Source organism: Mycobacterium riyadhense, from assembly GCF_963853645.1.
Taxonomy (GTDB): Bacteria; Actinomycetota; Actinomycetes; order Mycobacteriales; family Mycobacteriaceae; genus Mycobacterium; species Mycobacterium riyadhense.
In genome coordinates this window covers 3,156,867-3,183,741 of the sequence record NZ_OY970456.1, presented here as the reverse complement: position 1 = coordinate 3,183,741, position 26,875 = coordinate 3,156,867, and the positions used below count along the sequence as shown (strand labels likewise).

Here is a 26,875-nt window from a genome sequence, read left to right as displayed (position 1 = left end):
GAGTCCTTGCGATGACGACGCCGAACGCAGGTGCAGCCGTGGACGCAAAAGGAAACCCGGCCCGCGAAGCTGCGCTCGGTCGGGTGCTGGCCTACCGCGAGCGGAGCCAGGCCAGGCCACTGCCGATTCGCGCGGCGCTGGCCATCATCGGCGGCGCGCTGCTCGTCTCGTGCATTCCGCTGATCGTGCTGCTTCCCGAAGCCGGGATCCCGGCGTTGCTGGTCGCGTTCCGCCTTCTGGCGGTCGAGATCGATTGGGCCGCTCGCGCTTATGCGTGGACCGACTGGCGCTTCACCCAGATGCGTGACTGGTTTCATCGACAGTCAGCATTGGTCCGTGCGGCGATCCTGACCGGCTTGCTGCTGGTAGCCGTCGTTCTCGTGTGGTGGCTGGTCTACGAATTCGTTTAGGGTTGTAGTCCCGCGAGCGTGCGCGCTTGTACGGCGACACGCCGCTTATTCGTGTACAAATGCGCACCCTCGCGGGAAGCTACACGACCTCTTGCTCTTCGGGTTCGTAATAGGTTGCACCGAGATGCGGCACCTCTAGCGGGCCAGCTCGTCGCGCGGCTGCGACGGCGTTGCTCAGCAGCGGAGCCAGGCCCGCGAACGAGCCAACATCCCACAACATCAGGGTCAGCAGTCGGTTGTGCACGTAGGCGAACGAGCTGCCGGTATCCGGATCGGCCCACCCGAGGGTTCCGCCGAGGCCGATATGGCCGTACCCCGCCAACAGGCCGGGGATCGGCGACGACTGATAGCCCTGGTGATAGGTAAACGGAATGCCCAGGTTCAGATCCGGCGTCAGATCGGGCTCCCCCTTCAGTTCGCTCACCAGCTCAGAGGAAAGCAGTCGTGTTCCGTCGATCATGCCGCCGTTGGCGATCGCGCCGTACACCTTGGCCAGGCCACGCGCCGTCACAACGCCATTGACCGCCGGAATCTCTCCATCAAGAAACGGCATATCGCCTTGCAGCATGGACATGATGCCGGGGAAATAGATCGAGCCGAGAAGACCGGAGAACGACAGCCCGGCGACCTTTGGCGCTACGAAGTCGAGTACCGGCGTGGGGATTTTCGCTTGGGGTACTAGCGTCTGCGCCGCCGTGGTGGGTGCAGCGGCCGGCGGACGGCCAAGATGCAAACCGTCGGTGTTGAGCGGGCGTGCGAGCTCTTCGCGGAACAGGTCGCGCATGCCCGTGCCGGTCACCGCCCGCGCCAGCCCGGACAGCAACCATCCGTAGGTGATTGCGTGATAGGCCGTCTTTCCGTGCGTGTGGTCCACTGGCGCCGCGGCCAGCCGTTCTTCCATCAGGAGGTGGTCCAAGACCTCCTTCTTGCCAACACCTTTGAGGTGCGCCAGCCCGGCTCGGTGCCGCAGCACGTCGCGGACCGTGATCTCGGACTTGCCGTTGGTTCCGAACTCCGGCCAGTACTCGGCGACTGGCACGTCATAGGAGAGCAGCCCGCGGTCGACGAGCCGGTGGATCACCGTCGCGGCCAACCCTTTGGTCGCGGAAAACACCATCGCTCCGGTGTCCGCGGTCCACGGCAGCTTGCCGCGCCGATCGGCCCAACCCGTCCAGACATCGACGACCTGCACACCGTCGATGTACACAGACAGCGCCCCACCGCCGAACATGCGGGCGGGGAACAGCGCAGCGAACGCTCGGACAACGTTGACGAACCGTGAATCGCAGGCACCTTGGGCGCCGGATGGTAGGCCATTCTCGGTCGTCAGCACAGACGGTTTCGGCATACCGTGAATGATTGCACGCGCTGACGCGAATCCCGGACCGGTTGGCCGGACCGGCTACATCCAGATGCGTCCTAACGTGTCGGCCATCGCCTCGGGATCCTGTTTGTCGACGTTGCAGCTGATCGCCACCGAAGTACGCCGGTCGCTGCTGATGCGGAAGGCCGTAACGAATCCCGCCCAGGCGCCGTCGTGATCGAGCATGCCGTTGGCGAGCGATAAAATTCCCGCGCCGTAGCGGTCGCCGCCACCCGGTTCGGTTTCCACCGCGCCCGCGAGTTGCTCGTTCAGCAGTTGCGGGCCGCCTACTTTGCCGGTTCGGTAGTTGTCCGCCCACCGGACCAGCTGGGTGGGCGTGGTCTGGATGCCACCGTCGCCGATCTGCTCCCATGGGGAATCGGCTACTTGGTACCCGCCGTGGCTCCCGGCGTCGCCCTTGGTATACGACAAGGCTTTGTTGGGAATTCTCGCGGCCGGATCCAACACCATCGCCAGACCGAGTGGCTGGAAGATTTGTGTGCTCAAGAACTCCGGAAGTGGCTGCCCAGAAACTCGGTGGACAATTTCGCCGAGCAGCAGATAGTTCGAATTGGAGTATTCGTATCGGGTGCCCGGCTTGAACACCAGCTCCGGTGCGGCGGCCAATGCCTGCAGGGCTTCGATCTCGGTGGTGTGGTCACTGAACTGATACCCCTCCTCCTGCAGCAGACCAACGTAGTCGGGGATGCCGCTGGTGTGGTGCATCAGTTCGGCCACCGTGACCTTGTCCGACCACGCCGGCAGGTCGGGCAGGTATTGGGATAGCGCGTCGTCCAGCGTGAGCTTTCCTGCGTCGACCAGGAGCAGGATCGCGGTAGCGGTGAACTGCTTAGACACCGAGGCGATATCGAACACGGTGTCCGTGGTGAGCTGGATGCCGGCTGCCACGTTCGCCAAGCCGCGGACCCCGGCCCACGCGACCTTCCCCTCGACACCCACCGCAGCCGAACAGCCAGGCTCACCATCGCGGATAGCACCGTTCAATACGTCCTGGCTGTTGTGGGCTTTGACGGTGGGGGTTTGTGTGGTCGCGACTGTGGTGGTCACAGAGTTCGGCATGTGCTTTCCACCGCAGGCGGCCAGCAACAGCGCGACCGTGATTAGCCGCAGCCGTCTCCCGATGCGTCGTTTGTAGTCGGGCCTCGCCATTAATGAGCCTGACCCACAGAATCTTTCGCGATCATTCGGTGCTAGGCGTCGGTCCGTAGTAGGCGTCGGACCACCGAACGATTCGGGTCGGCTTCGCGTGCGGCTAGCATCAGCTCGATGCCGTGCTCGATCGCGGCAGCGGTGCGTTCGCGCACTTTGCGTGCGGCGTTGTCGTCGGCTTCTTGTCCTTGGAACTCTGTGGTGTCGATCGGCTCGCCGAACCAGTAGTACTGGCGTTCGGGGCGCGGCAGCGGGGTGAGTCCGACGCCGCGGACCAGCGGCGGGCCGTCAGGTGTGCCGAGCACCTTCTCGGCCAGGAACTGGACTGGCGCCATCAATAGGGATTCATTGTCCAGCACAATGTCGATGCCGTGTTCTGCCCCAACGGAAGCAAACGGCACAATGGGGTACCCGTGCTGGATTGCCAACCGCGCGAACCCAAGTCGGTTTTTCCACACCAGCTTGTATTGCTCGTTCTTGCGCTTGTTGACCTCACGGCCGCCGCCGGGAAACACCATGACGAGTTCGCATCGTCGCATCAATTCCGATGCGATCTCTCGGGTGCCCTCAACGACGCCCATTCGTGTGAGGGCTTCGCGCCATCCCGGAATCTTGAAGTGAGCATGATCGCCGAGGGATCGGACCATTCTGCCCCGCTCCCAAAGCTCGGCGGCGAGCAACGGCGCGTCGACCATGCCAAGGGTGTTGTGATTGCCGACCAACAATGCACGCTCGGTCGGCACGTTGTCGATCCCATAGACCTTGGGTTTGATCACCCTTCGCAGCGGCTTCATGACACGCAGCGCCGCGGCGACGTCTTCCTTGGTGGGCGCAGCGGGAACTGAAACGGTATCGGCGTTTGGCACATCGTGAGTATGCCCTTGCCGTGGTCAGAGCGGGATTATTTCGGTGGCATGGCGGACCCCCGCCGCCGCCGCGGTAGGGTACGCGACAGTGTCGTTCATTCGCATCCGGGGGTGGGGCATGTCGGGTCGGAAGTATTCGTTCGAGGTCAACAAGACCAGTAGCGCGCCTGCCGCAACGTTGTTCCGGCTCGCGACCGATGGCGCGCGCTGGTCGGAATGGGCGAAGCCGATCGTCATGCAATCGAGTTGGGCCCGGCAGGGTGATCCGGCACCGGGCGGTGTTGGTGCGATCCGCAAGCTGGGGCTGTGGCCGGTATTCGTGCGAGAAGAGACCATCGAGTACGAGCAGGATCGCCGCCACGTCTACAAGCTGGTCGGGCCCTCGACGCCGGTCAAGGACTACACGGGCGAGGTGGCTCTGACGCCCAATGCGTCGGGTGGAACCGACATCTGTTGGAGTGGCTCGTTCATCGAAGGAGTCGCCGGAACAGGTCCGCTGATGCGGGCGGCGCTGGGAGGCGCCGTCAAGTTGTTCGCCGGCCGTCTGGTCAAGGCCGCCGAGCGCGAGGCAGCCAGCGCGCGTTGAGCTATTTCGAACCGACCTCGTCCTGATACTTCTTGGTCATGTGCTCGATGGCCTGTAGGTGGGTTTGCGCAAGGTCGTCGCGTGCTTCGCTGGCCCGCGCGGCGGCGTCGATGGTCGGTTGCGCCTGTCCTTGAAAATGCGGCATCACTTCGGCGGCGAACAATTCGGCGGATCGTTTGGTAGCGGCCGGGTTGGCCCACTCGTGGCCCATCTGCAGCATGCAGCCGAATCCGCCGGACTGATCCCACAGCCGTTGCACCTGGGCCCGCGCGCGCTCCGGTGTGCCGATGACCCCGGCTCCGTTGTCGTTGATGATGTCGATCATCTCGTCGAGCCGCTCTCCGGGCATGGTCATCTGCGGGAAGGCGGCCACCTTTTGGAAGTAGCGGAACCACGGCTCGATGCCGAATTTCACGTCGGCGCGCGCCTGCTCGTCGGTTTCGGCGATATGGAACGGACCGACCAGGCTCCAATTCTTGCGGTCGACTTGGGTGCCGAAGGCCGCGGCGCGCTCTTCGACGATGCCCCAGTGGTAGGCGAGCGCGCTAAAGCCTTCGATTGTGAGCGTCGCGCCGATGGACAGCAGGCCGATGCCGTGTCTGCCGGCCAGCCGGGCACCGGTCGGCGAGGCGACCGCGGCTACCGCCAGCGGAATCCCGCCGTCGGAGTACGGCGCAAGCTGCAACTGGGCGTCGACGAGCTGGTGTGTGGCGGTCTTGGCGGTGACTGTCTCGCCCGCCAGTAGCCGCGCGAGGATATCGAGGTTGGTTTCCAGAAGCTCGCGAGTATCGGTGGGGTCGAGCCCGATCATCGCCGAATCGGTGGGCAATGACCCCGGTCCTACTCCCCCGATGATGCGGCCGTGGGTGAGGTGATCGAGCAACATCAACCGATCCGCGACCCAGAGCGGGTTGTGATACGACAGCGAGATAACCCCGGTGCCGAACCGGATCCGCTTGGCTCGCTCGGCAGCGGCGGCAATGAAGACCTCCGGTGAACTGATGATCTCGCTGCCGGCCGAGTGATGTTCTCCCAACCACACTTCGTCGAAGCCGAGGGCGTCGAGATGTTGGATGAACTCCAGGTCGCGTTGTAACGCCAGCGTTGGGTTGGTTCCGGCGCGGTGAAATGGGGCGATGAAGTATCCGAACCTGAGTTTGGCCATTGGGGCTCCCTTGCGATCGGCTTGACCGAACCATAGCCCCGCCAAAACCGGTGGGGCCAGGAAATCCTGGGCCCGCATCGGTTGCAGCTTCGACGATCAGTGCGCGATCACGGAGAGCCGCGACGGATGTCGCCGACGCAACCGCCCCGCCACCCGAGGCACCCGGCATGTAGCACAGATGCTACGATTGGCGGGTGGCTAGAGAGATCACGCAGCGTGAACTCCGCAATAACAGTGGCCAGATTATGCGGCAGCTTGACCAGGGCGAATCCTTCATTGTGACCAGAAATGGGGTTCCTGTTGGGGAGCTTTCCCCACTTCGTCGGCACCGGTTCGTAGGCTACGAGGCGGCGTTGGCGGCGTTCAAGGGCGCGGCGCGCGTGGAGTTCGAGCGGTTGCGAGCGGACCTCGATCGCGCCGCAAGCCAGCAGATAGAACCCCGTGCCTGAGGTTGCGCGGGCACCTCGAGGACTCATCGACACTTCGGTTGTGATCGACTTAGAGCACATCGATGCCGGCCAGCTTCCGAGCGAACTCGCAATTAGCGCCCTCACCATGGCCGAACTCGCCGCCGGCCCCCATGCGACGGGTGACAGCACCGAGCGCGCCAGACGTCAAGATCGCCTACAACGAGCCGAGGCCACCTTCGATCCGCTGCCCTTCGACGGCAACTCCGCCAGGGCTTACGGACTCATCTACGCGGCAATCATCGCGACCGGCCGCAAGGCGCGCGGCCCTCGGGCCGTCGACCTGCTGATCGCGGCCACCGCCCTTGGCGCCGATCTGCCTCTCTACACGCGCAACGTCGACGACTTTCGTGGCATCGAACATCTCCTGACGATCGTCGGCGTTTGAGCATTCAGGCTCGGCCGAACATATGAATGCAAAACCGAAATGTCGCCGTCGAGTGGTGGTGGCGGTGGGCAGAGCTCATGTGCAGGAGCAAGACTGGCTCGCCATGATTGCTGCTGCCATCAAGGTAGGCCACTGTGGTGGTCTCATGTCGCAGGCCGCCACGATGGATCACGGCCGACTCGAGCGAGAAGCCTTGACTGCGCGTCGGTTTGATTGTCGACGACCGGTGGCGCGAACATACCGGATGCGCTCGGCGCGTCGGGGTTGGCGGGCAGTCGGTCCAAGAAGTGCGCACACCAATCCGGGTTCAGCCGGTCGTCGGCCCCAACCGCACGTGCCAAATCCCAGGTATGCACCAGCACGTCCTGCGTGAGACGTGGCACCAGCATGTCGGCGTCCAGAACTCCGACGGCTCGCTCCGACAGGTATTGCTGGCTAAAGGCCTCCTCGAGTTGGTCGTAGGTGAGTGTCCATCGCCGTTGCGGATTGTCGCGCGGCCGGCCGGGCTTTAGTCCGAGAGGACGCAACACCAACACATCGTGAAAGCCGATGACATGTTCCAAGACATCCCTGGCGTTCCAGGCGGCACACGGGGATTGCCGATGCCACTTCCCGTCGGCCGATCGCACGGCCAAACCGAATCTCCGGCAGACGGCTAAGTGCAGCTCGCCGACCTGCCTGTTCATTCGGACAATCATGCACCGCTGGTGGAAGTATCGATCGCGTGGACATCTCGTGCGCGCTTGCTACCGCCTCCGACAGTCCCAGCCAGGTGGAGCTGGCCGAAACGCTTGGCTACCAACGTGCCTGGCTCTATGACTCGCCGGCGCTGGTCACCGATGTTTGGATGGTGCTGAGCAGATGCGCGGAGCGAACGACCCGTATCGGCATCGGGCCAGGTGTGCTCGTTCCCAGCCTGCGGCATCCACTGGTCAACGCTTCTGCCATCGCAGAATTGGTGGAACAGGCACCGGGTCGGGTGGTGGTGGGAATCGGGACCGGCTTCACCGGTCGGCTCGCAATGGGTAAGCGGCCCATGTCGTGGCGGCAGGTCGCTGAATACGTTCGTTGCTTGCGGACGCTGCTCGCCGGCGAAACGGCAGAGTGGGAGGGCTCGGCGATCCGCATGCTGCAGCTACCTGGCTGCGGGGCGCGGCGCCCCATTGAGGTGCCGATCCTGATCGGTGCCGACGGCCCGAAGGGGTTGGCCGTCGCGGCCGAACTGGGTGATGGTGTGTTCTCCGCGGGCGTGCCGCAACCGATAGTCCCGGACGTGCCGGATTGGCGGGCGCTACTGACCTTCGGCACCGTGCTCGATGAGGGCGAGGACCTGACCTCCCCGCGGGCAATCGACGCTGCGGCTCCTTCGGCGGTCGTGCTCTATCACGCCATGTACGAGCGCGCGGGCGCCGATGCGGTCGACGCATTGCCGGGTGGAAAACGATGGCGCGAGGCGATCGAGTCGTACCCCGCTGCCGAGCGGCATCTGGCCATCTACGAAGGGCATTCGATGAAGCCCAACCCGATCGATGCACCCTATGTCGTTGACTTCCTCGAGTTCGCCAACTCCACGACATTAACGGGTACCGCCCAACAGGTTTCGGAGAAGATCGCTGGACTTGCCGCGGTCGGTGTCACCGAACTCGTGTATCAGCCTGCGGGATCGGATATTTCGCGCGAGCTGCGTGCCTTCGCTGCGGCCGCCGGACTCTCCACGTGAACTAGGTTGCGCACCTCGGTATTTCCGCCACGAACATCGTTGTAGCTTCTATGAAACAGCGTACATTTCTTTGAATTACATGTGCTAGACGTCAATTTGTTGGACGTACGGAGCGTTGTCCATTCATCGACTTTGACCCGTCAGGTCATTTGTTAGCGACAGTAACTCCGCGTATCGCCGTTCGGCCAAACCCGTTGGTATTCACGGAAGTCCGCGGCAACGGCGGTGGTCCTGACCTTGACATTGAATACGGAGCACCGGCTCCACGCCGCCGTTGTAAAGAGAATTGGCAATTATCGAGATAAGTTATCACAGTTAGATAACGGTTTGCTCTCGTTATGATAAATAGTACAAATGGCGCCATGGGCTCCCGTAGCTTGTCCGCTACCAGATCAGCTCGACAACCGTTTGCGGGTCGGGGCCAGTGGCCGGATGTCCTGAGCTGCCATTGGGCGTGATGCTTGCCTGAGAAAGGTTGGAGCGATGAACTTTTCCGTGTTGCCACCGGAGGTCAACTCGGCTCTGATACTCGCCGGCGCCGGGTCGGAACCGATGCTGGAAGCGGCGGTCGCCTGGGGCGGGCTGGCGGACGAATTGGGTTCGGCCGCTGTCTCTTTCGGGTCTGTGACCTCGGGTCTGGCGACCGGATCGTGGCAGGGTGCGTCGTCGGTGGCGATGGCAGCGGCGGCCGCCCCCTATGTGGAGTGGCTCGGCGCCGCGGCGGCCCGGGCCGGGCAGGCAGCAGCCCAAGCCGGGGCCATGGCGGCCGAGTTCGAGGCGGTCCGAGCGGCGATGGTGCAACCGGCGCTGGTGGCGGCCAACCGTTCTGACTTGGTGTCGCTCGTGCTGTCGAACCTCTTCGGACAGAATGCTCCGGCGATCGCCACCGTCGAGTCGCTCTATGAAGAGATGTGGGCCCTCGATGTGTCGGTCATGTCGGCTTACCACGCTGGGGCTTCGGCGGTCGCCTCCGCGCTGCAGCCGTTCACCCAACCGCTGCAGAGTTTGGCTGGCGCGGCGCCTGCGGCAGCGGGCGAACCGGTGGTTCCGGGACGGGCCACGACCCTGAACTTCGGCCTGGGCAACGCCGGCAGCGGGAACGTGGGCAACGCGAACAACGGTTCGGGAAATGTTGGCAGCGCGAACCTGGGCAATGTCAACTTCGGCTCGGGAAACTTCGGCACCGCTAACTTCGGCTGGGCAAACCTGGGCAGCAACAACGTGGGCACCGGAAACGCCGGTAGCGGCAACTATGGGTTCGCAAACGTCGGCAACCTCAACATCGGCTTCGCCAACGCCGGCAGCGGCAACTTCGGATTTGCGAACACCGGCAACAACAACATCGGCTTTGGGCTTACCGGTAACAACCAGATCGGTATTGGCGGGCTGAACTCCGGCAGCGGCAACTTTGGCTTGTTCAACTCCGGCAACGGCAACATCGGCTTCTTCAACTCGGGCAACGGCAACTTTGGCATCGGAAACTCCGGCAATTTCAGCACGGGCCTGTTCAACTCGGGACACGGCAACACCGGCTTCTTCAATGCGGGGTCGTTCAACACTGGCTTCTTCGACGTCGGCAACGCGAACACCGGCAGCTTCAACGCCGGCAGTTACAACATGGGCGACTTCAACGTAGGCGCCTCGAACACTGGCGCTTTCAACACGGGTAGCTCAAACACCGGCTGGCTCAACAGCGGGAACATCAACACCGGCGCGCTCAACCCAGGCAACATGAACAATGGCCTGTACAACACGGGCGACATGAACAACGGTATCTTTTACCGGGGCGTTGGCCAGGGCAGCCTGCACTTTGTTATCACGTCACCGGATTTAACGCTGCCGCCCCTAGAGATACCCGGAATCTCAGTCCCGGCATTCGCCCTGCCAGCGCTAACTCTGCCGTCTTTGTCCTTGCCGGCGACGACAACTCCGGTAATCACCGTTAATCCGTTTAGTCTGCCGAGCGTTACGTTGCCTTCGTTGTCGATTCCGGCGTCGACGACGCCGGCGAATATCACCGTGGGTGCGTTTAGCCTGCCGGGGTTGACTGTTCCGCCGTTGACGGTTCCAGCGATTAACATTCCTGCTGGTGGGACGGTGGGTGCGTTTAGCCTGCCGGGGTTGACTGTTCCGCCGTTGACGGTTCCGGCGATCAATATTCCTGCTGGTGGGACGGTGGGTGCGTTTAGTCTGCCGGGGTTGACTGTTCCGTCGGTGACGGTTCCGGCGATTAATATTCCTGCTGGTGGGACGGTGGGTGCGTTTAGCCTGCCGGGGTTGACTGTTCCGCCGTTGACGGTTCCGGCGATTAATATTCCTGCTGGTGGGACGGTGGGTGCGTTTAGCCTGCCGGCGCTGACCGTTCCGTCGGTGACGGTTCCGCCGATTAATATTCCTGCTGGTGGGACGGTGGGTGCGTTTAGCCTGCCGGCGCTGACCGTTCCGTCGGTGACGGTTCCGCCAATTAATATTCCGTCTGGTGGGACGGTGGGTGCCTTTAGCCTGCCCGAGCTGACCATTCCAGGGATTACCATTCCGGCGATCAATATTCCTTCTGGTGGTAAGGTAGGTGCCTTTACCCTTCCACCACTGATCATCCCGCCGGCGGTGATTCCGCCGATCACAATACCTGCGGGCACCACTGTTGGTGGTTTCAATCTGCCCGCGTTGGATACTCCGGGTATAACTATCAGTGGCCTCAGCACGAATGCGTTTACCACTCCCAGGATAGTTGGCACACTAAGTACCGGGACGATATATCTGCCCAAAGCCAGGGTCGACAATCTCGTTTTGTTTCTTCCGAACAACATCCTCGCCTTGCAAACAGGAGTAAGCGGTGTATTCCCGCAAATCGGCGGCGGAGTTATCAGCAACACTCTTCCGGCGGGCAATCCGGGGAGACCGAACTCGGGTGGTCCAGCTGCGTACCTCAGTATCGGTGGCGGCTACATCAGAGGATTCGCGGTCCCCTATGGGATCGAGTCAATCAATGTTCCCGCAATTAACCTTCCCACCATTAATGTCCCCGGGATCCATATCAACCCCATCGCCGTGAGCGGCTTTACCCTCCCCCGCATCGAAACTCCTTCGATCATTACTCCCACGTTGACCATTCCGGCGATACAAACTGCCGAATTTACATTGCCGTCGTTGAATACTCCGGAGTTCGCGACGCCGCAGTTGAGTATTCCGGCGATTCAGGCTGCTGGGTTTACGTTGCCGTCGATTAGTACGCCTCAGTTTGCGACGCCGCAGTTGAGTATTCCGGCGATTCAGGCTGCTGGGTTTACGTTGCCGTCGATTAGTACGCCTGAGTTTGCGACGCCGCAGTTGAGTATTCCGGCGATTCAGGCTGCTGGGTTTACGTTGCCGTCGATTAGTACGCCTGAGTTTGCGACGCCGCAGTTGAGTATTCCGGCGATTCAGGCTGCTGGGTTTACGTTGCCGTCGATTAGTACGCCTGAGTTTGCGACGCCGCAGTTGAGTATTCCGGCGATTCAGGCTGCTGGGTTTACGTTGCCGTCGATTAGTACGCCTGAGTTTGCGACGCCGCAGTTGAGTATTCCGGCGATTCAGGCTGCTGGGTTTACGCTGCCGTCGATTAGTACGCCTGAGTTTGCGACGCCGCAGTTGAGTATTCCGGCGATCGGTGTCGATGGGTTTACACTTCCCCAGATCAGTACTCCGGCGGTGACGACGCCGGAATTTACTATTCCGCCGATCGCACTTGGCGGTTTCACACTGCCGCAGGTCAACGTCCCGGAGATCACGACACCGCCGTTCACCATCCCCCCGATCGGCTTGGCGGCCTTCACCACACCCCCGCTTATCATCCCGAGCGTTCATATGCCGGCCACCACCTTGGGAGGATTCGATCTCCCGCCGGCGCCCGGCTTCTTCAACGCGAGCTCCGGTCCCTCGTCGGGCTTCTTCAACTCCGGCACCGGCGGCAATTCAGGGTTTGGCAACAACGGCACCGGTCTGTCCGGTTGGTTCAACACCAACCCCGAGGGATTGTTGGGCGGCTCGGGTTACCAGAACTACGGTGGCCTGATGTCGGGCTTCAACAACCTGGGCAGCGCAATCTCGGGCTTCGCCAACACCGGCACTTTGCCCGCCACGGTCAACAGCCTTATCTCGGGCTTCGCCAATATTGGCAACGGCCTGTCAGGCATGTTCTTCCAGAGCGTGACAACATAACAGTCATCGGTGCCGGGCCCGGCCGAGAGAGGTTGGCGTGACGAACTTTTCGGTGTTACTGCCGGGCGTCCAACTGAGATCAGTTAAGATTGCCAGCTTAGAAACCCCGATGTCCACCAGCGACGCCATGTTGTGGGCGTAGACGGGAGAGCACCCATGAGATCCATCCACTTCATCTCGGGCCTGCCGCGCTCGGGTTCGACACTGCTGGCCGCCTTGCTGCGACAAAATCCACGCTTCGAGGCGGGAATGTCCGGTCCGCTGGAAGGCCTGTTCGCCGGCATGCTGGGCCTGATGAGCGCAAGTAACGAGTTTTCGACGTTCCTCGACGATGCCAAACGCGAGCGCATTCTGCGCGGGTTGTTCGACAACTACTACGCTGATTGCAGCGCCGAGGTGATCTTCGATACCAGCCGCGTCTGGTGCGCTCGGATGTCGACGATTGCCCGCTTGTTCCCCGATGCGAAAGTTGTTGCCTGCGTACGTGACTTGCCCTGGGTGGTCGACAGCATTGAGCGGTTGATCCAGCGCAACGTCTTTAATCCTTCGGGGCTTTTCAGCTACAGCCCAAGCGGGACGGTTTATACCCGCGCCCATGAGATCGTGTCGTCGACGGGAATGGTCGGCGGTCCATTCGAGGCGCTGAAACAGGCGTGTTTCGGCGAACAAGTCGGTCGCCTGCTGCTGGTCCAGTACGAAACACTGACCACCGATCCGGCCAAGACGATGCACGCCATCTATTCGTTTATCGGCGAGCCGGCTTTCGAGCACGATTTCGCGCACGTCGATTACGACGTCACCGAGTTCGACCAACGCGCCGGCACCCCCGGATTGCACACGGTGCGCGGTGCGGTTCGAGCCGAACCGCGCAGGACTTTGCTGCCGCCCGACCTGTTTCAGGCTTTTATCGGTCATTCTTTTTGGCGCGATCCGGCGACAGTTCCTGAGGGGCTGCAAGTCATCTAGGCGGCTTACCACCGCGAGCAGACGCAAAAGCCCTCGAAAAGTGCACTTTTCGAGGGCTTTTGCGTCTGCTCGCCGTAGGAGCCGCCACTAGCCTTCCTTGGTGATCAGCTTTCGCAGCGCTATCCGATCGGGGGTGAGCAGTTCTTCGATGCGTGGGTGGTTTACCTCGGCGACGATGATCTCGCCGACCTCCTGATAAACCTCGCTGAAGATGCCGTGGGACTTCATCTTTGAGGTCTGATACAGGTTATCCTCGGTCGGCGTAACGTAAATTACCGCGTCGGCCTTGAATCGATGCACCAGCCATAGATGGATCAACGTCATCAGCCGCTTCTGCCGCAGCTTCTCGGCGAACGTGTTCTGATCGCGCACCTGAAGGATGCTGCGGCCGTGGCGATCCTTGATGGGATCGACGACGACATTGGCCAGCTGCTCGCCACCGTCACCATGAATTCCGAGTTCGAGCACGTCCGAACCGGCGCGGCGGGGCCGCAGTTGCACGCGGAGTTTCTCGCCCAGCTGGTAGTGCTCGCTCCACAGCGCAAGCCATTCCTCCAGCAGCTTCTTCGGCACCTCCGTCTGCACCAGATGCTGGTGCTGGGTGGACCCCTTGCCCATAGCCTTGGTGGTCGCCGTGCGTCCCGAGGAGGCGGCCAATGCGGCGTCGCTGCGTGGTCCGCCGACCAGGGTTTGCGGTGTGCGGTAAGGCGATTCGACAAGCCGCATCTTGCGTTGTAGGCGCGCCAGCGCCAGCATCCCGTCCTGCCGTAGCGCGGTGGCGAACTCCTCGGCTGCGACGCCGTCGATCTGATGCCCGCCGTAGGTAATGAAGTTGAAGACGAAGCCCATCTTGCCAAGCTCTGCGGGGAACTGCTTCATCTCCTCGTCGGTCATGCCGGTGGTGTCCCAATTGAACGACGGCGAGAGGTTGTAGGCCAGCATCTGCTCGGGGAATTCGGCATGAATTGCCTCGGCGAACTGTCGGGCGTCGGCGAGGTCTGCCGTCTTGGTCTCCATCCAGAGGATGTCGGCGAACGGCGCCGCCGCCAGCGACTTGGCGATCGCATAGGGAATGCCGCCACGGATCTGGTAGTAGCCTTCCGGGGTCTTCGCCAACTCGCAATCCCACGGCGGGTCGACACCGAGCTCCTTCGCCTTCTCCCGGGCGGCGTAAAGAGACGCACGCCCGGCGAACTGCCGCCACTCGTCGGGGCTCATGCCTGCCGGCTCGTCTTCGCTCTCACCGAATTCGAGCACCTCGGCGACCGCTTCGCCGTAGGTCATCAGCCCGGAGTCGTCCTCCCAAGCGGCCACAAACTGTGACTCGACCTGGTCGAAGAGGTCGTCGACCGACTGCTGGTCGTCCTCCCGCCGGGAGTTGACTGCGTCGGAGACCAGGCCCATGATCCCTTGGCGCTCAAGCCATGCGCTGGCGATCGCATACTCGCCGTCGTCGAGCGCATACAGCAAATGGCCGTTCAGCTCCTTGACGCCCAATTCGTAGAAGCGCCGCACCAATGCCAGGAAGCAGGACTTGTAGGAAGGAACTTTCAGGTTGGTGGCGCCCAGCAGGAACGGCTGGTCGCGTTCGTCGGCGCGGCTGTCGATCAGGTTTGCCGCCTCGGCATCGGTGCGAGCGACGATGATGCCGGGCACCCGCATGACGTCGAGCTGGAACCGGGCGGCGTTGAGGCGCTTGATCTGTTCGTCCGACGGAACCAGAACCTTGCCCCCTTGGTGGCCACACTTCTTGGTACCCGGGCGCTGGTCTTCGATGTGGTATCCGGGCACACCGACCTCGACGAAGCGGCGAATCAGGTTGCGTACGTGCGGATCACCGCCGTGGCCGGTGTCGGCGTCGGCGATGATGAACGGCCGGAAATCGTAATTGGGCGCCGTGGCGCGCTGCCGTTCGGTCATGTGCAGGCGCAGGTACTCCTGGTTGCGGTCGGCGGTGAGCAAGGCCCGCACCAGCACCGCGGCGTCGTCGGGCACCTGGCTCAGGGGGTAGCTGGCGAGGTCGGGCCCGGGGTCTTCGGTGGTGGAGCCCTTAGCGGAGGTTGCCCAGCCGCCGAGGTAGATCGCTTCGATGCCCATTCGCTTCATGCTCACGGCTTGGCCGGGCGAGTAGGGGCCGAAGGTCGTGATGCTCTTGTTTGCCGCGAACAGTTCGCGCAGGCGCTCGTAGAAAGCCGCCGCCGCCTCTCGCGCCACCGTGTAGTCGGTGGGAATCGTGCCGCGCTGCTCGACGACTTGGCGGGCCGTAAAGAGCCGGGTGATCCCGGCGAAGCGTGAGCTGTCGAAGTATCGCTGGGTCGCGACTATGTCCTGCTCGAACGGTGTTTGGACCGCAGTATCTGTTTCGGCGATAGCCATGACCGTACGCTCCTCCTCGGGCCCGATTGCCTGACGCAGTGAGTGTAGCCCCGAACAGGTGAGCTAGATCACCGGCCGATAGCGGGCCAGAATTCGGCCCGCAGCTTGACAGTTTCAGACTCAATGTCAAGTGAACTCAGTCCAGTGATCGAGTCCATTGGCCCGCGTCCGCGAGCCGAGTTCGAGGAGGATCAGACGTGGCGCGCAAACCCGCGCTGCGCTGGCGAAACCGGTTGTGGCGCATCGATTTGCCGCGCCCCACCGGTCATCGTGACCTAACGCGCCGCGTGTTCTCGCAGCCAATCCCGTTGGCGACGGACGAACTCGGCATCGACCACGTTTCCGTGACCCGGGACGTAGCGGGCATCGGGTCCGGCTACCGCCAGAAGCCGATCAAGGGTGGCGGGCCACGCCCCCAGATCGGAATCCCTGTCGATACTGGGTTCGGCGGACTCCTCGACCAGATCGCCGGTGAAAACCACGAGCGGACCTCCTTGATCGTGTGCGGCTGGGGCCACCACGACTAGGTCCGCGGTGGTGTGGCCAGGGCCCACGTGGGTAATCGTGACTGTGCGGTCGCCGAGATCGACCTCGGTGTGGTAGCTGCCTCGCCGGGGTGGTCGCAAGGCTGCGATTGCGCGGTCCACCTCGGCCGGCTCTGCCCCATGGCTCAGTGCGTCAGCCCGTAGCTGGTCGGTGGCCGACGAGAGGTAGTCGACAACGTCGGGAGCGCAGTAGATCTCGGCTTCGGCGAACATCGAGGAACCCAGCACATGGTCGAAGTGCTTGTGCGTCAACACAACATGCGTCACCGTGTTTCCGGAGATCTCGTGGACGTCGGCGTTGATCGCGGCGGCCTCGCCGAGGGTGGTGCCGGTATCGACGACCAGCGCTCCGGTGCGGCCCAGCACCAGCCCGATCGTGACGTCACAAAACGGCAGCCGACACCGATGGATGCTGTCAGTCACCGACTCCCAGGCGAAGTGCACGAATGAAACGTAGCGCGCGCGTGAAAGTACGATTCGGCAATGGCATCGAGATCTTCGCGATGGATTGGCGTTGCGGTCGCCGGCGTCGTAGCGGTCCTCGTCGTCGCGGCGGCGTGGGCGCTGCTGCACTACCGGCTGATCGGTGGGCCAGACGTTGCGTTGCCGTCCTTCACCTCACCGGTCATACCAAAGGGCACCCAGGTCATCACCGTGGTGGCTGTCGACGCAAACGGGAAGCCGATCAACGGTTACCGGCAGTTGCCCCCCTCCCAGGATCCCGGCAACGTCGCCGACGTGTTCGGCTGCGCCGCGTCACCGGCGGCGGTCGCCGACGACATCTACTCTTGCGCGCCCAATGCGGCTGGTGCCGACGTCTGTTGGCCGGCGGGGCCGTCGGCCCCGAAAACCCTGTGGTGTCTCGACGACCCCTGGAGCAAAGGACTTCGTCGGGTGACTTCCACCGATCCGCTTCCCCACGTGCTGGCGCCACCGACCCCGGCGCCGTTTGCCCTGCTTCTCGATGACGGGACGCAATGCCGCCTACGCAACGGCGGCGCCTGGGGTGGACGGGATGACGGCTTGGTCGGCGCCTACGGCTGTCCTAATGAAACCCCGGCGGTCCTCGTCCCCGTCCGACCGGGTGGTGGCGAGTCGGCGATCGATCGTTCTCAGGCGCTGTGGACGGTCAAGGTCGGTTCACTCGGTTCCGGCGAAGCGCACTTGCCACCGCCACAGACTCGCACCGTGGTGACGGCGTGGTTTGCCGGCAGCTGATCGGCCCCTGATTGGCCCCTGACTGGCACTGAGCCCCAACGCGTCGGAAATTGTTGACATGTCGGGAATTTCCGACATATAGTTCCCGGCGTGGCCAGCTGCGACCGTATCTGCGACCGTGTGTTCGCGGCGCTGGCTAATCCAGTGCGTCGCAAGCTGCTTGAAATGCTGTGCCGGCAGCCACTTTCCGCCGGCGAACTCAGTGAGCGGTTCGCGCTCAGTCGCCCGGCCGTCGCCGAGCACCTCAAGGTGTTGCGGGAAGCCGGCCTAGTGGACGACCAGCCGCAAGGACGCCGGCGCATCTATCGGCTGACTGCAGAACCACTGGCCGAACTCGGCGAGTGGTTGCATCCGTTCGAAAAGTTCTGGCGTGCGCGACTGGCCGCTCTCGCCGAGACGGCAGAGAAGCTGGAATGACCGAGGCGTCGGCCCCCGCGACGATCCGGGTAGATCAATTCGTGGCTGCGCCTCTGGCGAGAATGTGGCGACTGGTTGTCGTGGAGCACACCGGCTTTGATCTCGCCGACGCAATCTGAGAGACAACCCATTAGGAAGGAACACAATGCGCACAGTCGTCATCACCAAGCACGGCGATCCATCGGTCTTGCAGGTGCAGCAACGGCCCGACCCGCCTCCACCGGGCCCGGGTCAGCTGCGGATCGTCGTTCGCGCTGCGGGGGTGAACTTCGCCGACCACCTCGCCCGTGTCGGTCTTTATCCAGACGCACCCAAGCTTCCGGCGGTGGTGGGCTACGAAGTTTCCGGAACGGTGGAGGCCGTTGGCGACGGCGTCGATGCGAATCGCGTCGGCGAACGAGTCTTGGCCGGTACCCGATTCGGCGGCTATGCCGAAATTGTCAACGTGGCCGCCGCCGACTCGGTGCCACTGCCCGATGCGCTGAGCTTCGAACAAGGCGCCGCCATCCCGGTCAACTACTCGACCGCGTGGGCGGCTCTACATGGCTATGGGTCGTTGCGCGCCGGGGAGCGGGTGCTGATTCATGCCGCGGCTGGCGGGGTGGGCATCGCGGCCATTCAGTTCGCCAAGGCCGCCGGAGCCGAAGTGCACGGCACCGCGTCGCCCGGAAAGCACCGAAAGCTTGCCGAATTGGGCGTTGACCGTGCGATCGATTACCGCCGCGATGGCTGGTGGAAAGGCCTCGAACCGTATGACCTCGTGCTCGATGCACTTGGCGGGACGTCACTGCGGCGGTCCTATGATCTGCTCCGCCCAGGCGGAAGGCTTGTGGGCTATGGGATTTCGAATATGCAACAGGGTGAGAAGCGATCGTTGCGCAGGATTGCCCCACACGCATTGTCCATGCTGCGAGGCTTCAACCTGATGAAGCAACTTGAGGAGTCGAAAACGGTGATCGGGCTGAACATGCTGCGGTTGTGGGACGACCGTGGCTCGATCGAACCCTGGATCGCGCCGCTGACCAAGGTGCTTGACGGTACGCTCGCGCCGATCGTTCACGCGGCGGTGCCGTTCGCCGAAGCGCCCACGGCGCACCGGATTCTTGCCGCGCGGGAGAACATCGGCAAGGTCGTGCTGGTTCCATAATTGGACTGGCTTCGCGAAGATGTTCTATATGAAGAACAGGACGATGTGGGCCGGCGTCGGTTTGGCCCTGCTGGCGGTGCTAGCCGTCTGCGGCGACACCACTGTCGCGGCGGCGCCGACGACTGATCCGTTGACGATCGCCAGCCCCGCGTTCAGCGATGGCGCTCCGATCCCAGCGCAGTACACCTGCAAGGGGGCAAATGTAGCGCCACCGTTGACGTGGTCGGCGCCGTTGGGCGCGGCACTGGTGGTTGACGACCCCGATGCCCGAGGCGGGCTGTTCGTCCACTGGATCGTGGCCGGAATTGCCTTCGGTTCGGGTAGGACCGCCGATGGTCAGACTCCAGGTGGCGGGATCAGCCTGCCGAATTCGGCTGGTCAGGCCGCGTACACCGGGCCCTGCCCGCCGGCCGGTACGGGGACGCATCACTACCGGTTTACCCTCTACCAGTTGCCGAATACGTTCGAACTCCCTTCGGGACTCGCGGGGGTGCAAGCGGCGCAGGCGATAGCACAAGCGGCCACCGCGCAGGCCCAGCTCACTGGAACATTCGAAGGCTGACGCGACGGCATTACCGGGGCGCCATGTCATCGATTGCCTGAAAGGCGGCGTTGTAACCGGGCGTGAAGGTAATGCCCGGGCCGCCATGGCATCCGGCGCTGCCCAAATACAGGCCGTCAATCGGAATCGGACAGTCCAGAAACCCCTTGGGCCCAGGACGATTGGGTCCCATGAGATCCGGGTGCAACAGCCCGTGGCAGAAGTCGCCGGCGGGTGCGAAGAACATGGTCTGCATGTGGTACGGCGCAAACGTGATATGGCGGATCACGATGTCTTTGAAATTGGGCGCAAACCTGGTGATCTTGTCGATAACACGTTGTGCCATTTCGTTTTTCAGATGTCCGTGCTGGTCGCGGCTGACTTCGACCGGGAAGGCGTAGGCGAACGCGCTCGCTGCGTGCTTCCCGGGTGGGGCCAGGCCGGGATCGTGCACGGAAGGGATCTGCATTCCCAGCGACGGGTTGTCCGGGACGATGCCGCGACGGCAGTTCTCCCATTGCAGTTGCTGCTCTTCGGGAGATCCGAAGATGCCGACCGACTGTTGCATCCCCGCTTCGTTCAAGAACTCATAGGGCGGTGCAAACTCGGGTAGCCCGTCGAGGGCGAAGTGCATCTGTATGAAGGAGGCGCGGTGATCGCGCCCCGAAACGCGCGAAATTATCTGTGCGGGAATGTGTTCAGGCTCGATGAGCTCGGTGAGCGTGACGTCAGGCGCTAGGTTGGAAACGACGATTGGCGCGCTGATCGTCGACCCGTCACGCAGCCGCACACCGGTCACCGCGGCATGGTCTACAAGAATGCGTTGCACCTTCGTGCGGAATCGGATTTCACCGCCGTGGGCGATGAATCGTTCCCGGAGGTGTTCGCTGAGTGCCCCGATGCCGCCCTTGAGCTTCGTCATCATCGCGGTGCTGTCCGTGCCGTCCTGCGGGACCGCAAGGGCGAACGCCAAGCAAGTGGCGCTGCCGGGTGTGTACGGTCCGCGGTAGGTGGAGTTGACGGCCAGGAACGCGAGCATCCCCCGCATGACGGCGTGCTTGGTCTTGTTGGGCAAGAAGCGGTCGATGACGTCCATCGCCGAACCGAACAGCATTTCGTGAATCGCTCGGCGTTCGGCTTCGTCGGCCGCACAGGCATACATCTCGTCCAGTGTCTTGGGCGGTTTGCGTACGTCGAAGCGCCCCAGGGCCTTTGCGGGTCCCTGACTCCAGCCGATCAGTTCTGTCATGCCGGTGACGGCCTCGAGCCCGTGTTTCTCGCCGAGGTGCGTCGTCAGCCGTACGGGGTCGCGGTAGAAGATCATCGGCTCTTCGCCGGATTCGCCGATGTTGGTCGACATCACCTCGGGATCCACCGTGGGCAGCGTGTCGAGTCCGAGGTCCTTGGCGATTTGGCCCGCCGTGGGGAACTGCACCGAACCCGCGATCTCGTACCGGAAGCCGTCGATCAACTCGACCGTCGCGGCCATGCCTCCCACGTAGGTGTTGGCTTCCAGGCACAGCGTGCGCAAACCCGCGCGTTGCAGCACCACCCCCGCGGTCAGCCCGTTGTGCCCGGCGCCCACGACGATCGCGTCATAGTCCGTCATTGGCCAAGAATATGTCAGTACTGACATAATTTGAAGATGTCAATTGCCGAACCGACAAACCGGCACGTGCTGCGCCGCCGATCGACCCACGAGGCGCTGCGCCAGGCCGCTCTAAAGTGCTTCGCCCGCAAAGGGTTTGCGAATGTCACGGTGACGGAGCTGGCGCGCGAGGCCGGCGTCACGGAACGGACCTTCTTCAGGCACTTCCCCACCAAGGAAGCGGTGCTGTTCCAAGATTACGAGACACAGTTGGAATGGCTGGCCGATGCGCTTGCCCAGCGTCCGGCAGCCGAATCCCTCTTCGACGCGGTCCTGGCGAGCGTCGCCGCCTTCCCGTACGACCTCGAGGTGGTGCGTCAGGCCGCGACAGCACGTGCCGAGTTGATCAGCGCGGAGCGCATCGCGGGCCATCTGCGGGTGGTGCAGTCGTCGTTTGCTCAGGTACTGACCGAGTTCGTCAGGAACCGGCTCCCCGAGGCGGCGAACCTCGATCTGGTGGCGGAGGTCGCGGGAGCCGTGCTGGCGGCGGCTCTTGTTGTGGCGGTTGAGAATTGGGGCCGCAATGGATGTGCCGGCGACCTCGGCGAACTGGTGGCCGCGAGTCTGGATCTGGTTAGGTCCGGTCTGGTGCCGCTGACGTAACGGTCAGCCCCGGTCCGCGGTGGCCAGGCGGAGCAGCCCGCCGCGCAACTCGTTGTCGCGTTTACCGGCAGCAAGTTCCAACAGCGCGATCTCGGCGATCGCGGCGACGAGCAGGTTTGCGATCGGTTCTGGCCGTGCCCAGCCGAGCGCAACCAGATCGGGCTGCATCAACGCGGCCGAGCCCTCGTTGCGGGCGGCAACCATGTCGCTCAAGCCGGCCTCGGTGCGGGACTGGACCAGGAGCGCCTTGGTGGCCGGGTCGGCCAGGCACCCGTCCAGGTAGGCGTTCATCCCCGCCTCCAGCCGATCACGCCCGGGCGGCAGGCCGTCCATGGCCGTCGCGATCGCTTCTGCGAGTTGGTCGTGGAATCGAGCGTGCAGCGCCCGCACGTATTCGGCTCGGCTGGGCCAGTGCTGATAGAAGCTGCCTTTGGCCATGCCGGCCTCGGCGACGATGGAGTTCACGGAGACCCGGGCCAGGTCGGCAGTTCCTAGCAGGCGCTGTCCCGCGTCCAGCAGCGCATTGCGGCCGGGCTCAGGCGGTCTCACCGCAATCCGGCCTTACGCTGGCTGCGCCGGGCCAGCATTTCGCCGTATTGCTCGCAGACATGGATCACGCCGGCCAATTGATAGGTGATCCATCCCTTGTGGGTGGACGGCAGGTTCTTCTCGAACACCCGGTGCCCGATGATTTGGATGGCCCATCCTTCGAGGAACATCGTGGCGCCGACCTTTGGCTTGACGAAGATTAGCGGCAGGCCGGCCGCGATGATCGGCGTGCCGACGACGAGATGCGTGGCCCGGATCCGTTGCAAGTGAGTGATCTTTAGCGGTCACGCGACTTGCACCCCGTCTCGGGGTTGTTCGGCAGCTTTGCGGCTGCGTCCCTTCCGCGCTTCACGGCCACTTGCCCGGCTTGGTCGGGTCTTACGGTCGGCTCCACGCTTGACGGCGGCCCCAACTGGGCCGACGACGCTAGGTGTTTCCTCGTAGCGTGCGAGGTTGATGGCGGCGCAATCGTCGCGCTGGTGGACGGTACCGCAACCACCAGTGGTGGCAGCACAGGTCCAGTGTTCGTCCCAGCCGATGTCCTGGACATGCCCGCAGGCATGGCAGGTTTTCGACGACGGAAACCAGCGGTCGGCGACCACTAGACTCGATCCGTACCAGCCTGTCTTGTAGGACAGGTGCCGGCGCGGGGTTCCCAGGGCTGTATCGGACAGCCCGCGCCGTCTGGCGCGCGCCCCGGGCAGGCCCTTTTGCCTCAGCAATCCCGCCGCATCCAGGCCTTCCACAACGATGCGGCCGTGGGTTTTGGCCAATCGTGTAGTCAGGACGTGTAAATGGTGGGTGCGGACATCGTTGACCCGGCGGTGTAGCCGGGACATCTCGGTGGTGCGCGCACGGTAGCGGCGTGAGCCTTTCGCGCACCGCGACCGTGCACGGCTGACGTGCCGCAGCTCTCGTAGCGCCGCGTCGAGCGGACGTGGGTTCGGCACTTGTTCAATCACCGTGCCGTCAGCGTCAGCGACGGTGGCCAGGCGACGGACCCCGACATCGACACCCACCCGTGAATCAGGAAGGGCCACACGGGGTTGTTGGGGGCGTTGGACGAGTACCCGCACGCTCGCATCCAGACGGGTGCCGTTGCGGCGCACCGTGATCGCCAGCACCCGCGCCCGGCCTTTGGCGATGAGCCGCTCAACCCGGCGGGTGTTCTCGTGCGTACGCACGGTGCCGATCACCGGTAGCGTGAGGTGGCGGCGGTCGGGTTCAACACGCATCGCACCGGTCGTGAAGCACACGCGGTCAGCGTCGCATCCCTTCTTCTTGAACCGAGGGAAGCCCATTGGTCTACCGTCGCGTTTTCCGACACAGGAGGTCTGCCAGTTCCAATACGCGTCGACTGCGCCCGCGATCCCGTCGGCGTAGGCCTCGTTCGAGCATTCCGGCCACCACACAACCCCGGTCTCAGCGTTAACACACACCTCGTCTTTGACCGTGTTCCACCGTTGGCGCAGCACCCGCAGCGACGGCTTCGCCGACTCGGTGCCGTCCGCGTGCCACGCCTCGATGTCGGCTTTCAATGCCGCGACGGTCCAGTTGAACGCCTTACGGCGAGCACCGAAATGGCGCGCCAAGTTGGCGGCTTGCGCCTCGGTCGGGTCCAGCGTGAACCGAAACGCCTGCACACACCACCCGTCAGGCACCTCGAAGCGCGCCATCACGCAGCCTCGTCTTCCCCGGCGCGTGCCGCCGCGGCGACGGCCCGCTGAGCACGGTTGGCAGCAGCGCGTTTGCCGTAGAGACGGGCACACATCGACGTCAAGATCTCGGTGATATCGCGCACCAGGTCGTCATCGACCTCGGCCGAATCCACCACAATCAGCTCACGGCCTTGGGCGTCCAGCGCCACCTGCACGTACCCAGAGCCGAACCGGCAGAACCGGTCCCGATGTTCCACCACAATCAGCGTCACCGTCGGATCACCCAGCAGCGCAAGGAACTTGCGGCGGTGCCCGTTCAGCGCCGACCCGACTTCGGTAACGACCTTGTCGACAGGTATCTGTTGCTCAGTGGCCCACGCGGTCACCCGCGCTACTTGCCGATCCAGGTCCGCCTTCTGATCAGCCGACGACACCCGCGCATACACCGCCGTCCGCCCACGCCGCCCCACCTGGCCGGCTGGCGCGTCGACGAGAATCAGTCGCCCAACCTTGCGGGCAGGAACCGGCAACTGCCCGCCATGGAACCAGCGATACGCAGTTACCCGCGCCACACCGTTGCGCTCAGCCCACGCCGCCAGATTCATGCTTCCGTTCCTACAGCACGCCACCGACAACCAACGACCACCCACGCCGCAACAGCTGGCAGCCCCTTTGTGGTGTGTTGCGTGCGGTAGTAGGCCATCTTGTCCGCGAATGGAGCTTCCGGTGGCTGGGCCGGTGGCATCTCGACTCTCTCCTTGTCAGGGCGGTCCTAGTGTTGTAGCCTACGCGATGACCGACCAGTCGGTCAACAGAAGAGAGAGCGCAATGACGACTATCCAAACCAGGGCAGGACGCGTGGCCTATCGCGAACTAGGCAGTGGGCCAGCGGTTTTGCTGCTCCATGCGACACTGCATGATCGGCATGACTACGACCCGATCGTCGAGACACTGGCGCGCCGCTACCGCACCATTGCGGTGGACTGGCCCGGGCACGGGGATTCGGATCCTGTTGACGCCAGCATGCAGGCCAGCGCGCCCCTGTTCGCCGACGTGCTCGAGGACGTTGTCGATGGCCTGGGCCTGTCGCGGGCGTCGTTAATCGGAAATTCGGTTGGCGGGTTCGCCGCCGCGCGGCTGGCGATCAACCGTCCCGAGTTCGTCGCGGGACTGGTGCTCGTCAACACCGGCGGGTTCGTCCGCTGGAATCCGCTGTCCCGCACGTTTTGCCGCGTGCTCGGCACGCCAGCGGTGTTCCGGGCCGCCGCTCCCCTGCTCGTGCATGGCTACATGAAGGCCAGGACCGGCCTTGACCGCGAGATCGCCGAGCGCGCCATCGCCAAAGCGAAGACGGCCGACGGCGTGCGGACCGGAACAGCGCTGTGGCGAAGCTTCCCCACGCCCGGGCATGACTTGCGCGGCCGTGCCGCCGAGCTGTCGTCGCCCACGCTGATCGTGTGGGGCAAGAAGGACATCGCGATCCCGCTGAGCGCAGGGCGCGCGACCCAGAAAGCCATTCGCGGCTCCCGCCTCGAGGTCCTCGACACCGGGCACGTGGTGTTCTCGTCGGATCCGCAAGGCTTTCTCGCGCTCGCCGAACCGTTCTTGGCTGCCGTCGGGTTGCCGCGATGATCGCTTGACCCACCCTGGGGCGCTCCAGGTGCCCGACCACGACCGCGACCAATTACCTTGGATACCACGCGAACTCAAGCAATGGTTCGGTGAGCTGTTGGCGTAGCGTCTTACCGACCCGGAGGATGCCAGTATGCCACTGAATACCCGTCTTACCGAGTTCTTCGGTATCCAACATCCGATCCTGCTTGCGCCGATGGCCGAGGCGTCCGGGGGGCGGCTGGCCGCGGCCGTGACGGGCGCCGGTGGCCTAGGTCTGATCGGAGGGGGTTACGGCGACGCGGCCTGGCTGCAGCGCGAATTTGACGAGACGCAAGGCTCAAGGGTCGGAGTCGGGTTCATCACCTGGAGCCTGGCGAGCAATCCCGAACTGCTCGACCTGGCCCTAGCGAGGCAGCCGGCCACGATCATGCTGTCGTTCGGTGACCCGACGAAGTTCGCCAACCGCATTCACCGGGCCAACGTTCCGCTCACCCTGCAGGTGCAGACCCTCGACCAGGCTCGCCGTGCCCTGGACACCGGCGCGGAAATCATCGTGGCGCAGGGCGGCGAGGCGGGCGGGCACGGAATGAGTGCTCGCTCAACGTTCACGCTCGTGCCCGACGTCGTCGACCTCGTCGCCGAACAGTCGGCCAAAACGCTTGTGGTGGCTGCCGGAGGTGTCGCCGACGGTCGCGGACTAGCGGCCGCGCTGGCGCTCGGCGCCGGCGGCGCGCTCGTCGGCACCCGGCTGTGGGCCAGCACGGAGGCGCTGGTGACACCGCAAGCACAACAGCGAGCCATCCGGGCCGGTGGAGACGACACGGTTCGCACTCGAGTCTATGACCTTGTAAGACAACGAGATTGGCCCGACGAATACGACGCGCGGTTGATCACCAACTCGTTGATCGAGGCCTGGCACGGCAAAGATTCCGAACTGGTGGCGCGGTTGCCGGAGACGGTGAGTGCCTTCCAGAAAGCACTCGCCGCGCAGGACTTCGATGTCGTCACCCCGTTGGTGGGCGAGGCGATAGGGCTGGTTCACGATGTTCGCCCCGCCGCTGACATCGTGCGCGAAATGGCAAGTGACGCCGCACGAATCCTGAATCAGTCAAGAGGTGACCAGTCCGACGTCCGCAGCAACCGACTCTGCCACTGATCGCGGTATTTGAGGGCCTCAAACATGTAGCTGCCAGGCCCTCGCCGAACGACACGTCGCGGATCGGCGACCACGAGAGCGGTAGCAGCAGTTTGGCTTCGA

General features: G+C 63.6%; 26 protein-coding genes. 14 read left to right on the top strand and 12 right to left on the bottom strand.

What is annotated here, in order from left to right; translation table 11 throughout:
• Positions 1 to 11: 11 nt before the first annotated feature.
• The gene (locus tag AADZ78_RS14305; RefSeq protein WP_085250222.1) at positions 12 to 410 is read left to right on the top strand and encodes a hypothetical protein; all 399 of its coding nucleotides are present in this window, start codon (positions 12 to 14) and stop codon (positions 408 to 410) included.
• A 79-nt stretch (positions 411 to 489) separates the two neighbouring features.
• Here the strand turns inward: AADZ78_RS14305 and AADZ78_RS14300 are convergent, their stop codons facing one another.
• The 3 genes from AADZ78_RS14300 to AADZ78_RS14290 are packed head-to-tail and all read right to left on the bottom strand — an operon-like array spanning position 490 to position 3,737.
• Positions 490 to 1,758 (bottom strand): serine hydrolase domain-containing protein, encoded by a 1,269-nt coding sequence (locus tag AADZ78_RS14300; RefSeq protein ID WP_085250221.1) that lies wholly within the window; start codon positions 1,756 to 1,758, stop codon positions 490 to 492.
• 54 nt (positions 1,759 to 1,812) lie between these two features.
• Positions 1,813 to 2,943, bottom strand: coding sequence for a serine hydrolase domain-containing protein (locus AADZ78_RS14295; protein WP_085250220.1), 1,131 nt, complete (start codon positions 2,941 to 2,943; stop codon positions 1,813 to 1,815).
• A gap of 41 nt (positions 2,944 to 2,984) precedes the next feature.
• The gene (locus tag AADZ78_RS14290; RefSeq protein ID WP_139828662.1) at positions 2,985 to 3,737 is read right to left on the bottom strand and encodes a lysophospholipid acyltransferase family protein; all 753 of its coding nucleotides are present in this window, start codon (positions 3,735 to 3,737) and stop codon (positions 2,985 to 2,987) included.
• 190 nt (positions 3,738 to 3,927) lie between these two features.
• Here AADZ78_RS14290 and AADZ78_RS14285 point away from each other — a divergent pair, with 190 nt between their 5' ends.
• Positions 3,928 to 4,395: an SRPBCC family protein gene (locus AADZ78_RS14285; RefSeq protein ID WP_085250218.1), complete on the top strand. Its 468-nt coding sequence runs from the start codon at positions 3,928 to 3,930 to the stop codon at positions 4,393 to 4,395.
• A 1-nt stretch (position 4,396) separates the two neighbouring features.
• Here AADZ78_RS14285 and AADZ78_RS14280 read toward each other — a convergent pair whose 3' ends face one another.
• Positions 4,397 to 5,560, bottom strand: coding sequence for an LLM class flavin-dependent oxidoreductase (locus tag AADZ78_RS14280; protein ID WP_085250264.1), 1,164 nt, complete (start codon positions 5,558 to 5,560; stop codon positions 4,397 to 4,399).
• A 194-nt stretch (positions 5,561 to 5,754) separates the two neighbouring features.
• On the opposite strand from AADZ78_RS14280, the gene AADZ78_RS14275 reads away from it, so the two are divergent.
• Together AADZ78_RS14275 and AADZ78_RS14270 are read left to right on the top strand one after the other, a co-directional pair.
• Complete coding sequence (locus AADZ78_RS14275) at positions 5,755 to 6,009, top strand: type II toxin-antitoxin system Phd/YefM family antitoxin (protein WP_085250217.1); 255 nt, start codon at positions 5,755 to 5,757, stop codon at positions 6,007 to 6,009.
• Positions 6,002 to 6,415, top strand: a complete 414-nt coding sequence (locus AADZ78_RS14270) for a type II toxin-antitoxin system VapC family toxin (RefSeq protein WP_085250216.1) — start codon at positions 6,002 to 6,004, stop codon at positions 6,413 to 6,415. Before AADZ78_RS14275 ends, AADZ78_RS14270 begins: the two co-directional genes overlap by 8 nt.
• A gap of 143 nt (positions 6,416 to 6,558) precedes the next feature.
• On the opposite strand, the gene AADZ78_RS14265 is transcribed toward AADZ78_RS14270, so the two are convergent.
• Positions 6,559 to 7,101 (bottom strand): maleylpyruvate isomerase family mycothiol-dependent enzyme, encoded by a 543-nt coding sequence (locus AADZ78_RS14265; RefSeq protein WP_085250215.1) that lies wholly within the window; start codon positions 7,099 to 7,101, stop codon positions 6,559 to 6,561.
• 38 nt (positions 7,102 to 7,139) lie between these two features.
• Between AADZ78_RS14265 and AADZ78_RS14260 the strand changes: the two genes are divergently transcribed.
• The 3 genes from AADZ78_RS14260 to AADZ78_RS14250 all read left to right on the top strand — a co-directional run bounded on the left by AADZ78_RS14260 (position 7,140) and on the right by AADZ78_RS14250 (position 13,301).
• Entirely contained in the window at positions 7,140 to 8,135 is a 996-nt protein-coding gene (locus AADZ78_RS14260) for an LLM class flavin-dependent oxidoreductase (protein ID WP_085250214.1), read from the top strand.
• A gap of 483 nt (positions 8,136 to 8,618) precedes the next feature.
• A complete protein-coding gene (locus tag AADZ78_RS14255) occupies positions 8,619 to 12,335 on the top strand; it encodes a PPE family protein (protein ID WP_204903398.1) in 3,717 nt (1,238 codons plus the stop codon).
• Between the two features lie 156 nt (positions 12,336 to 12,491).
• Positions 12,492 to 13,301, top strand: a complete 810-nt coding sequence (locus AADZ78_RS14250; protein WP_085250212.1) for a sulfotransferase family protein — start codon at positions 12,492 to 12,494, stop codon at positions 13,299 to 13,301.
• Between the two features lie 87 nt (positions 13,302 to 13,388).
• Here the strand turns inward: AADZ78_RS14250 and aceA are convergent, their stop codons facing one another.
• Together aceA and AADZ78_RS14240 are read right to left on the bottom strand one after the other, a co-directional pair.
• Complete coding sequence (gene aceA / locus AADZ78_RS14245; protein WP_085250211.1) at positions 13,389 to 15,677, bottom strand: isocitrate lyase ICL2; 2,289 nt, start codon at positions 15,675 to 15,677, stop codon at positions 13,389 to 13,391.
• 275 nt (positions 15,678 to 15,952) lie between these two features.
• Entirely contained in the window at positions 15,953 to 16,666 is a 714-nt protein-coding gene (locus AADZ78_RS14240) for an MBL fold metallo-hydrolase (protein ID WP_085250210.1), read from the bottom strand.
• A gap of 39 nt (positions 16,667 to 16,705) precedes the next feature.
• On the opposite strand from AADZ78_RS14240, the gene AADZ78_RS14235 reads away from it, so the two are divergent.
• The 4 genes from AADZ78_RS14235 to AADZ78_RS14220 all read left to right on the top strand — a co-directional run bounded on the left by AADZ78_RS14235 (position 16,706) and on the right by AADZ78_RS14220 (position 19,566).
• A complete protein-coding gene (locus AADZ78_RS14235) occupies positions 16,706 to 17,440 on the top strand; it encodes a hypothetical protein (RefSeq protein WP_085250209.1) in 735 nt (244 codons plus the stop codon).
• Positions 17,441 to 17,530: 90 nt separating this feature from the next.
• Entirely contained in the window at positions 17,531 to 17,857 is a 327-nt protein-coding gene (locus tag AADZ78_RS14230; protein ID WP_085250208.1) for an ArsR/SmtB family transcription factor, read from the top strand.
• A gap of 145 nt (positions 17,858 to 18,002) precedes the next feature.
• Positions 18,003 to 19,004: a zinc-binding dehydrogenase gene (locus tag AADZ78_RS14225; RefSeq protein WP_085250207.1), complete on the top strand. Its 1,002-nt coding sequence runs from the start codon at positions 18,003 to 18,005 to the stop codon at positions 19,002 to 19,004.
• 43 nt (positions 19,005 to 19,047) lie between these two features.
• Positions 19,048 to 19,566, top strand: a complete 519-nt coding sequence (locus tag AADZ78_RS14220; protein WP_239655342.1) for a YbhB/YbcL family Raf kinase inhibitor-like protein — start codon at positions 19,048 to 19,050, stop codon at positions 19,564 to 19,566.
• A gap of 10 nt (positions 19,567 to 19,576) precedes the next feature.
• On the opposite strand, the gene AADZ78_RS14215 is transcribed toward AADZ78_RS14220, so the two are convergent.
• Complete coding sequence (locus AADZ78_RS14215) at positions 19,577 to 21,154, bottom strand: phytoene desaturase family protein (RefSeq protein ID WP_085250205.1); 1,578 nt, start codon at positions 21,152 to 21,154, stop codon at positions 19,577 to 19,579.
• A 42-nt stretch (positions 21,155 to 21,196) separates the two neighbouring features.
• Between AADZ78_RS14215 and AADZ78_RS14210 the strand changes: the two genes are divergently transcribed.
• Entirely contained in the window at positions 21,197 to 21,796 is a 600-nt protein-coding gene (locus AADZ78_RS14210) for a TetR/AcrR family transcriptional regulator (RefSeq protein WP_139828660.1), read from the top strand.
• Between the two features lie 3 nt (positions 21,797 to 21,799).
• On the opposite strand, the gene AADZ78_RS14205 is transcribed toward AADZ78_RS14210, so the two are convergent.
• From AADZ78_RS14205 to AADZ78_RS14190, 4 genes are read right to left on the bottom strand one after another with little or no spacing between them, the layout of a single operon-like run.
• A complete protein-coding gene (locus AADZ78_RS14205) occupies positions 21,800 to 22,345 on the bottom strand; it encodes a TetR/AcrR family transcriptional regulator (RefSeq protein ID WP_085250203.1) in 546 nt (181 codons plus the stop codon).
• On the bottom strand, positions 22,342 to 22,611 hold the full coding sequence (locus tag AADZ78_RS14200; protein ID WP_169726281.1) for an Mpo1-like protein: 270 nt from the start codon (positions 22,609 to 22,611) through the stop codon (positions 22,342 to 22,344). The genes AADZ78_RS14205 and AADZ78_RS14200 overlap by 4 nt, the downstream gene beginning before the upstream one ends.
• 18 nt (positions 22,612 to 22,629) lie before the next feature.
• On the bottom strand, positions 22,630 to 24,021 hold the full coding sequence (tnpB, locus tag AADZ78_RS14195; RefSeq protein WP_085250263.1) for an IS607 family element RNA-guided endonuclease TnpB: 1,392 nt from the start codon (positions 24,019 to 24,021) through the stop codon (positions 22,630 to 22,632).
• Positions 24,021 to 24,608, bottom strand: a complete 588-nt coding sequence (locus tag AADZ78_RS14190; protein WP_085250201.1) for an IS607 family transposase — start codon at positions 24,606 to 24,608, stop codon at positions 24,021 to 24,023. The genes tnpB and AADZ78_RS14190 overlap by 1 nt, the downstream gene beginning before the upstream one ends.
• Positions 24,609 to 24,795: 187 nt before the next feature.
• Between AADZ78_RS14190 and AADZ78_RS14185 the strand changes: the two genes are divergently transcribed.
• Both AADZ78_RS14185 and AADZ78_RS14180 read left to right on the top strand, forming a co-directional pair.
• On the top strand, positions 24,796 to 25,635 hold the full coding sequence (locus AADZ78_RS14185) for an alpha/beta fold hydrolase (protein WP_239656275.1): 840 nt from the start codon (positions 24,796 to 24,798) through the stop codon (positions 25,633 to 25,635).
• A gap of 133 nt (positions 25,636 to 25,768) precedes the next feature.
• Entirely contained in the window at positions 25,769 to 26,773 is a 1,005-nt protein-coding gene (locus AADZ78_RS14180) for an NAD(P)H-dependent flavin oxidoreductase (protein ID WP_085250199.1), read from the top strand.
• Positions 26,774 to 26,875: the final 102 nt, after the last annotated feature.

Excerpts from the sequence above, each read along its gene's own strand:
- AADZ78_RS14305 (WP_085250222.1), top strand. The coding sequence starts at position 12 with ATGACGACGCCGAACGCAGGTGCAGCCGTGGACGCAAAAGGAAACCCG.
- AADZ78_RS14300 (WP_085250221.1), bottom strand. The coding sequence starts at position 1,758 with ATGCCGAAACCGTCTGTGCTGACGACCGAGAATGGCCTACCATCCGGC.
- AADZ78_RS14295 (WP_085250220.1), bottom strand. The coding sequence starts at position 2,943 with ATGGCGAGGCCCGACTACAAACGACGCATCGGGAGACGGCTGCGGCTA.
- AADZ78_RS14290 (WP_139828662.1), bottom strand. The coding sequence starts at position 3,737 with ATGAAGCCGCTGCGAAGGGTGATCAAACCCAAGGTCTATGGGATCGAC.
- AADZ78_RS14285 (WP_085250218.1), top strand. The coding sequence starts at position 3,928 with ATGTCGGGTCGGAAGTATTCGTTCGAGGTCAACAAGACCAGTAGCGCG.
- AADZ78_RS14280 (WP_085250264.1), bottom strand. The coding sequence starts at position 5,560 with ATGGCCAAACTCAGGTTCGGATACTTCATCGCCCCATTTCACCGCGCC.
- AADZ78_RS14265 (WP_085250215.1), bottom strand. The coding sequence starts at position 7,101 with ATGAACAGGCAGGTCGGCGAGCTGCACTTAGCCGTCTGCCGGAGATTC.
- AADZ78_RS14255 (WP_204903398.1), top strand. The coding sequence starts at position 8,619 with ATGAACTTTTCCGTGTTGCCACCGGAGGTCAACTCGGCTCTGATACTC.
- AADZ78_RS14250 (WP_085250212.1), top strand. The coding sequence starts at position 12,492 with ATGAGATCCATCCACTTCATCTCGGGCCTGCCGCGCTCGGGTTCGACA.
- aceA (WP_085250211.1), bottom strand. The coding sequence starts at position 15,677 with ATGGCTATCGCCGAAACAGATACTGCGGTCCAAACACCGTTCGAGCAG.
- AADZ78_RS14235 (WP_085250209.1), top strand. The coding sequence starts at position 16,706 with ATGGCATCGAGATCTTCGCGATGGATTGGCGTTGCGGTCGCCGGCGTC.
- AADZ78_RS14225 (WP_085250207.1), top strand. The coding sequence starts at position 18,003 with ATGCGCACAGTCGTCATCACCAAGCACGGCGATCCATCGGTCTTGCAG.
- AADZ78_RS14220 (WP_239655342.1), top strand. The coding sequence starts at position 19,048 with ATGTGGGCCGGCGTCGGTTTGGCCCTGCTGGCGGTGCTAGCCGTCTGC.
- AADZ78_RS14215 (WP_085250205.1), bottom strand. The coding sequence starts at position 21,154 with ATGACGGACTATGACGCGATCGTCGTGGGCGCCGGGCACAACGGGCTG.
- tnpB (WP_085250263.1), bottom strand. The coding sequence starts at position 24,021 with ATGGCGCGCTTCGAGGTGCCTGACGGGTGGTGTGTGCAGGCGTTTCGG.
- AADZ78_RS14190 (WP_085250201.1), bottom strand. The coding sequence starts at position 24,608 with ATGAATCTGGCGGCGTGGGCTGAGCGCAACGGTGTGGCGCGGGTAACT.
- AADZ78_RS14185 (WP_239656275.1), top strand. The coding sequence starts at position 24,796 with ATGACCGACCAGTCGGTCAACAGAAGAGAGAGCGCAATGACGACTATC.
- AADZ78_RS14180 (WP_085250199.1), top strand. The coding sequence starts at position 25,769 with ATGCCACTGAATACCCGTCTTACCGAGTTCTTCGGTATCCAACATCCG.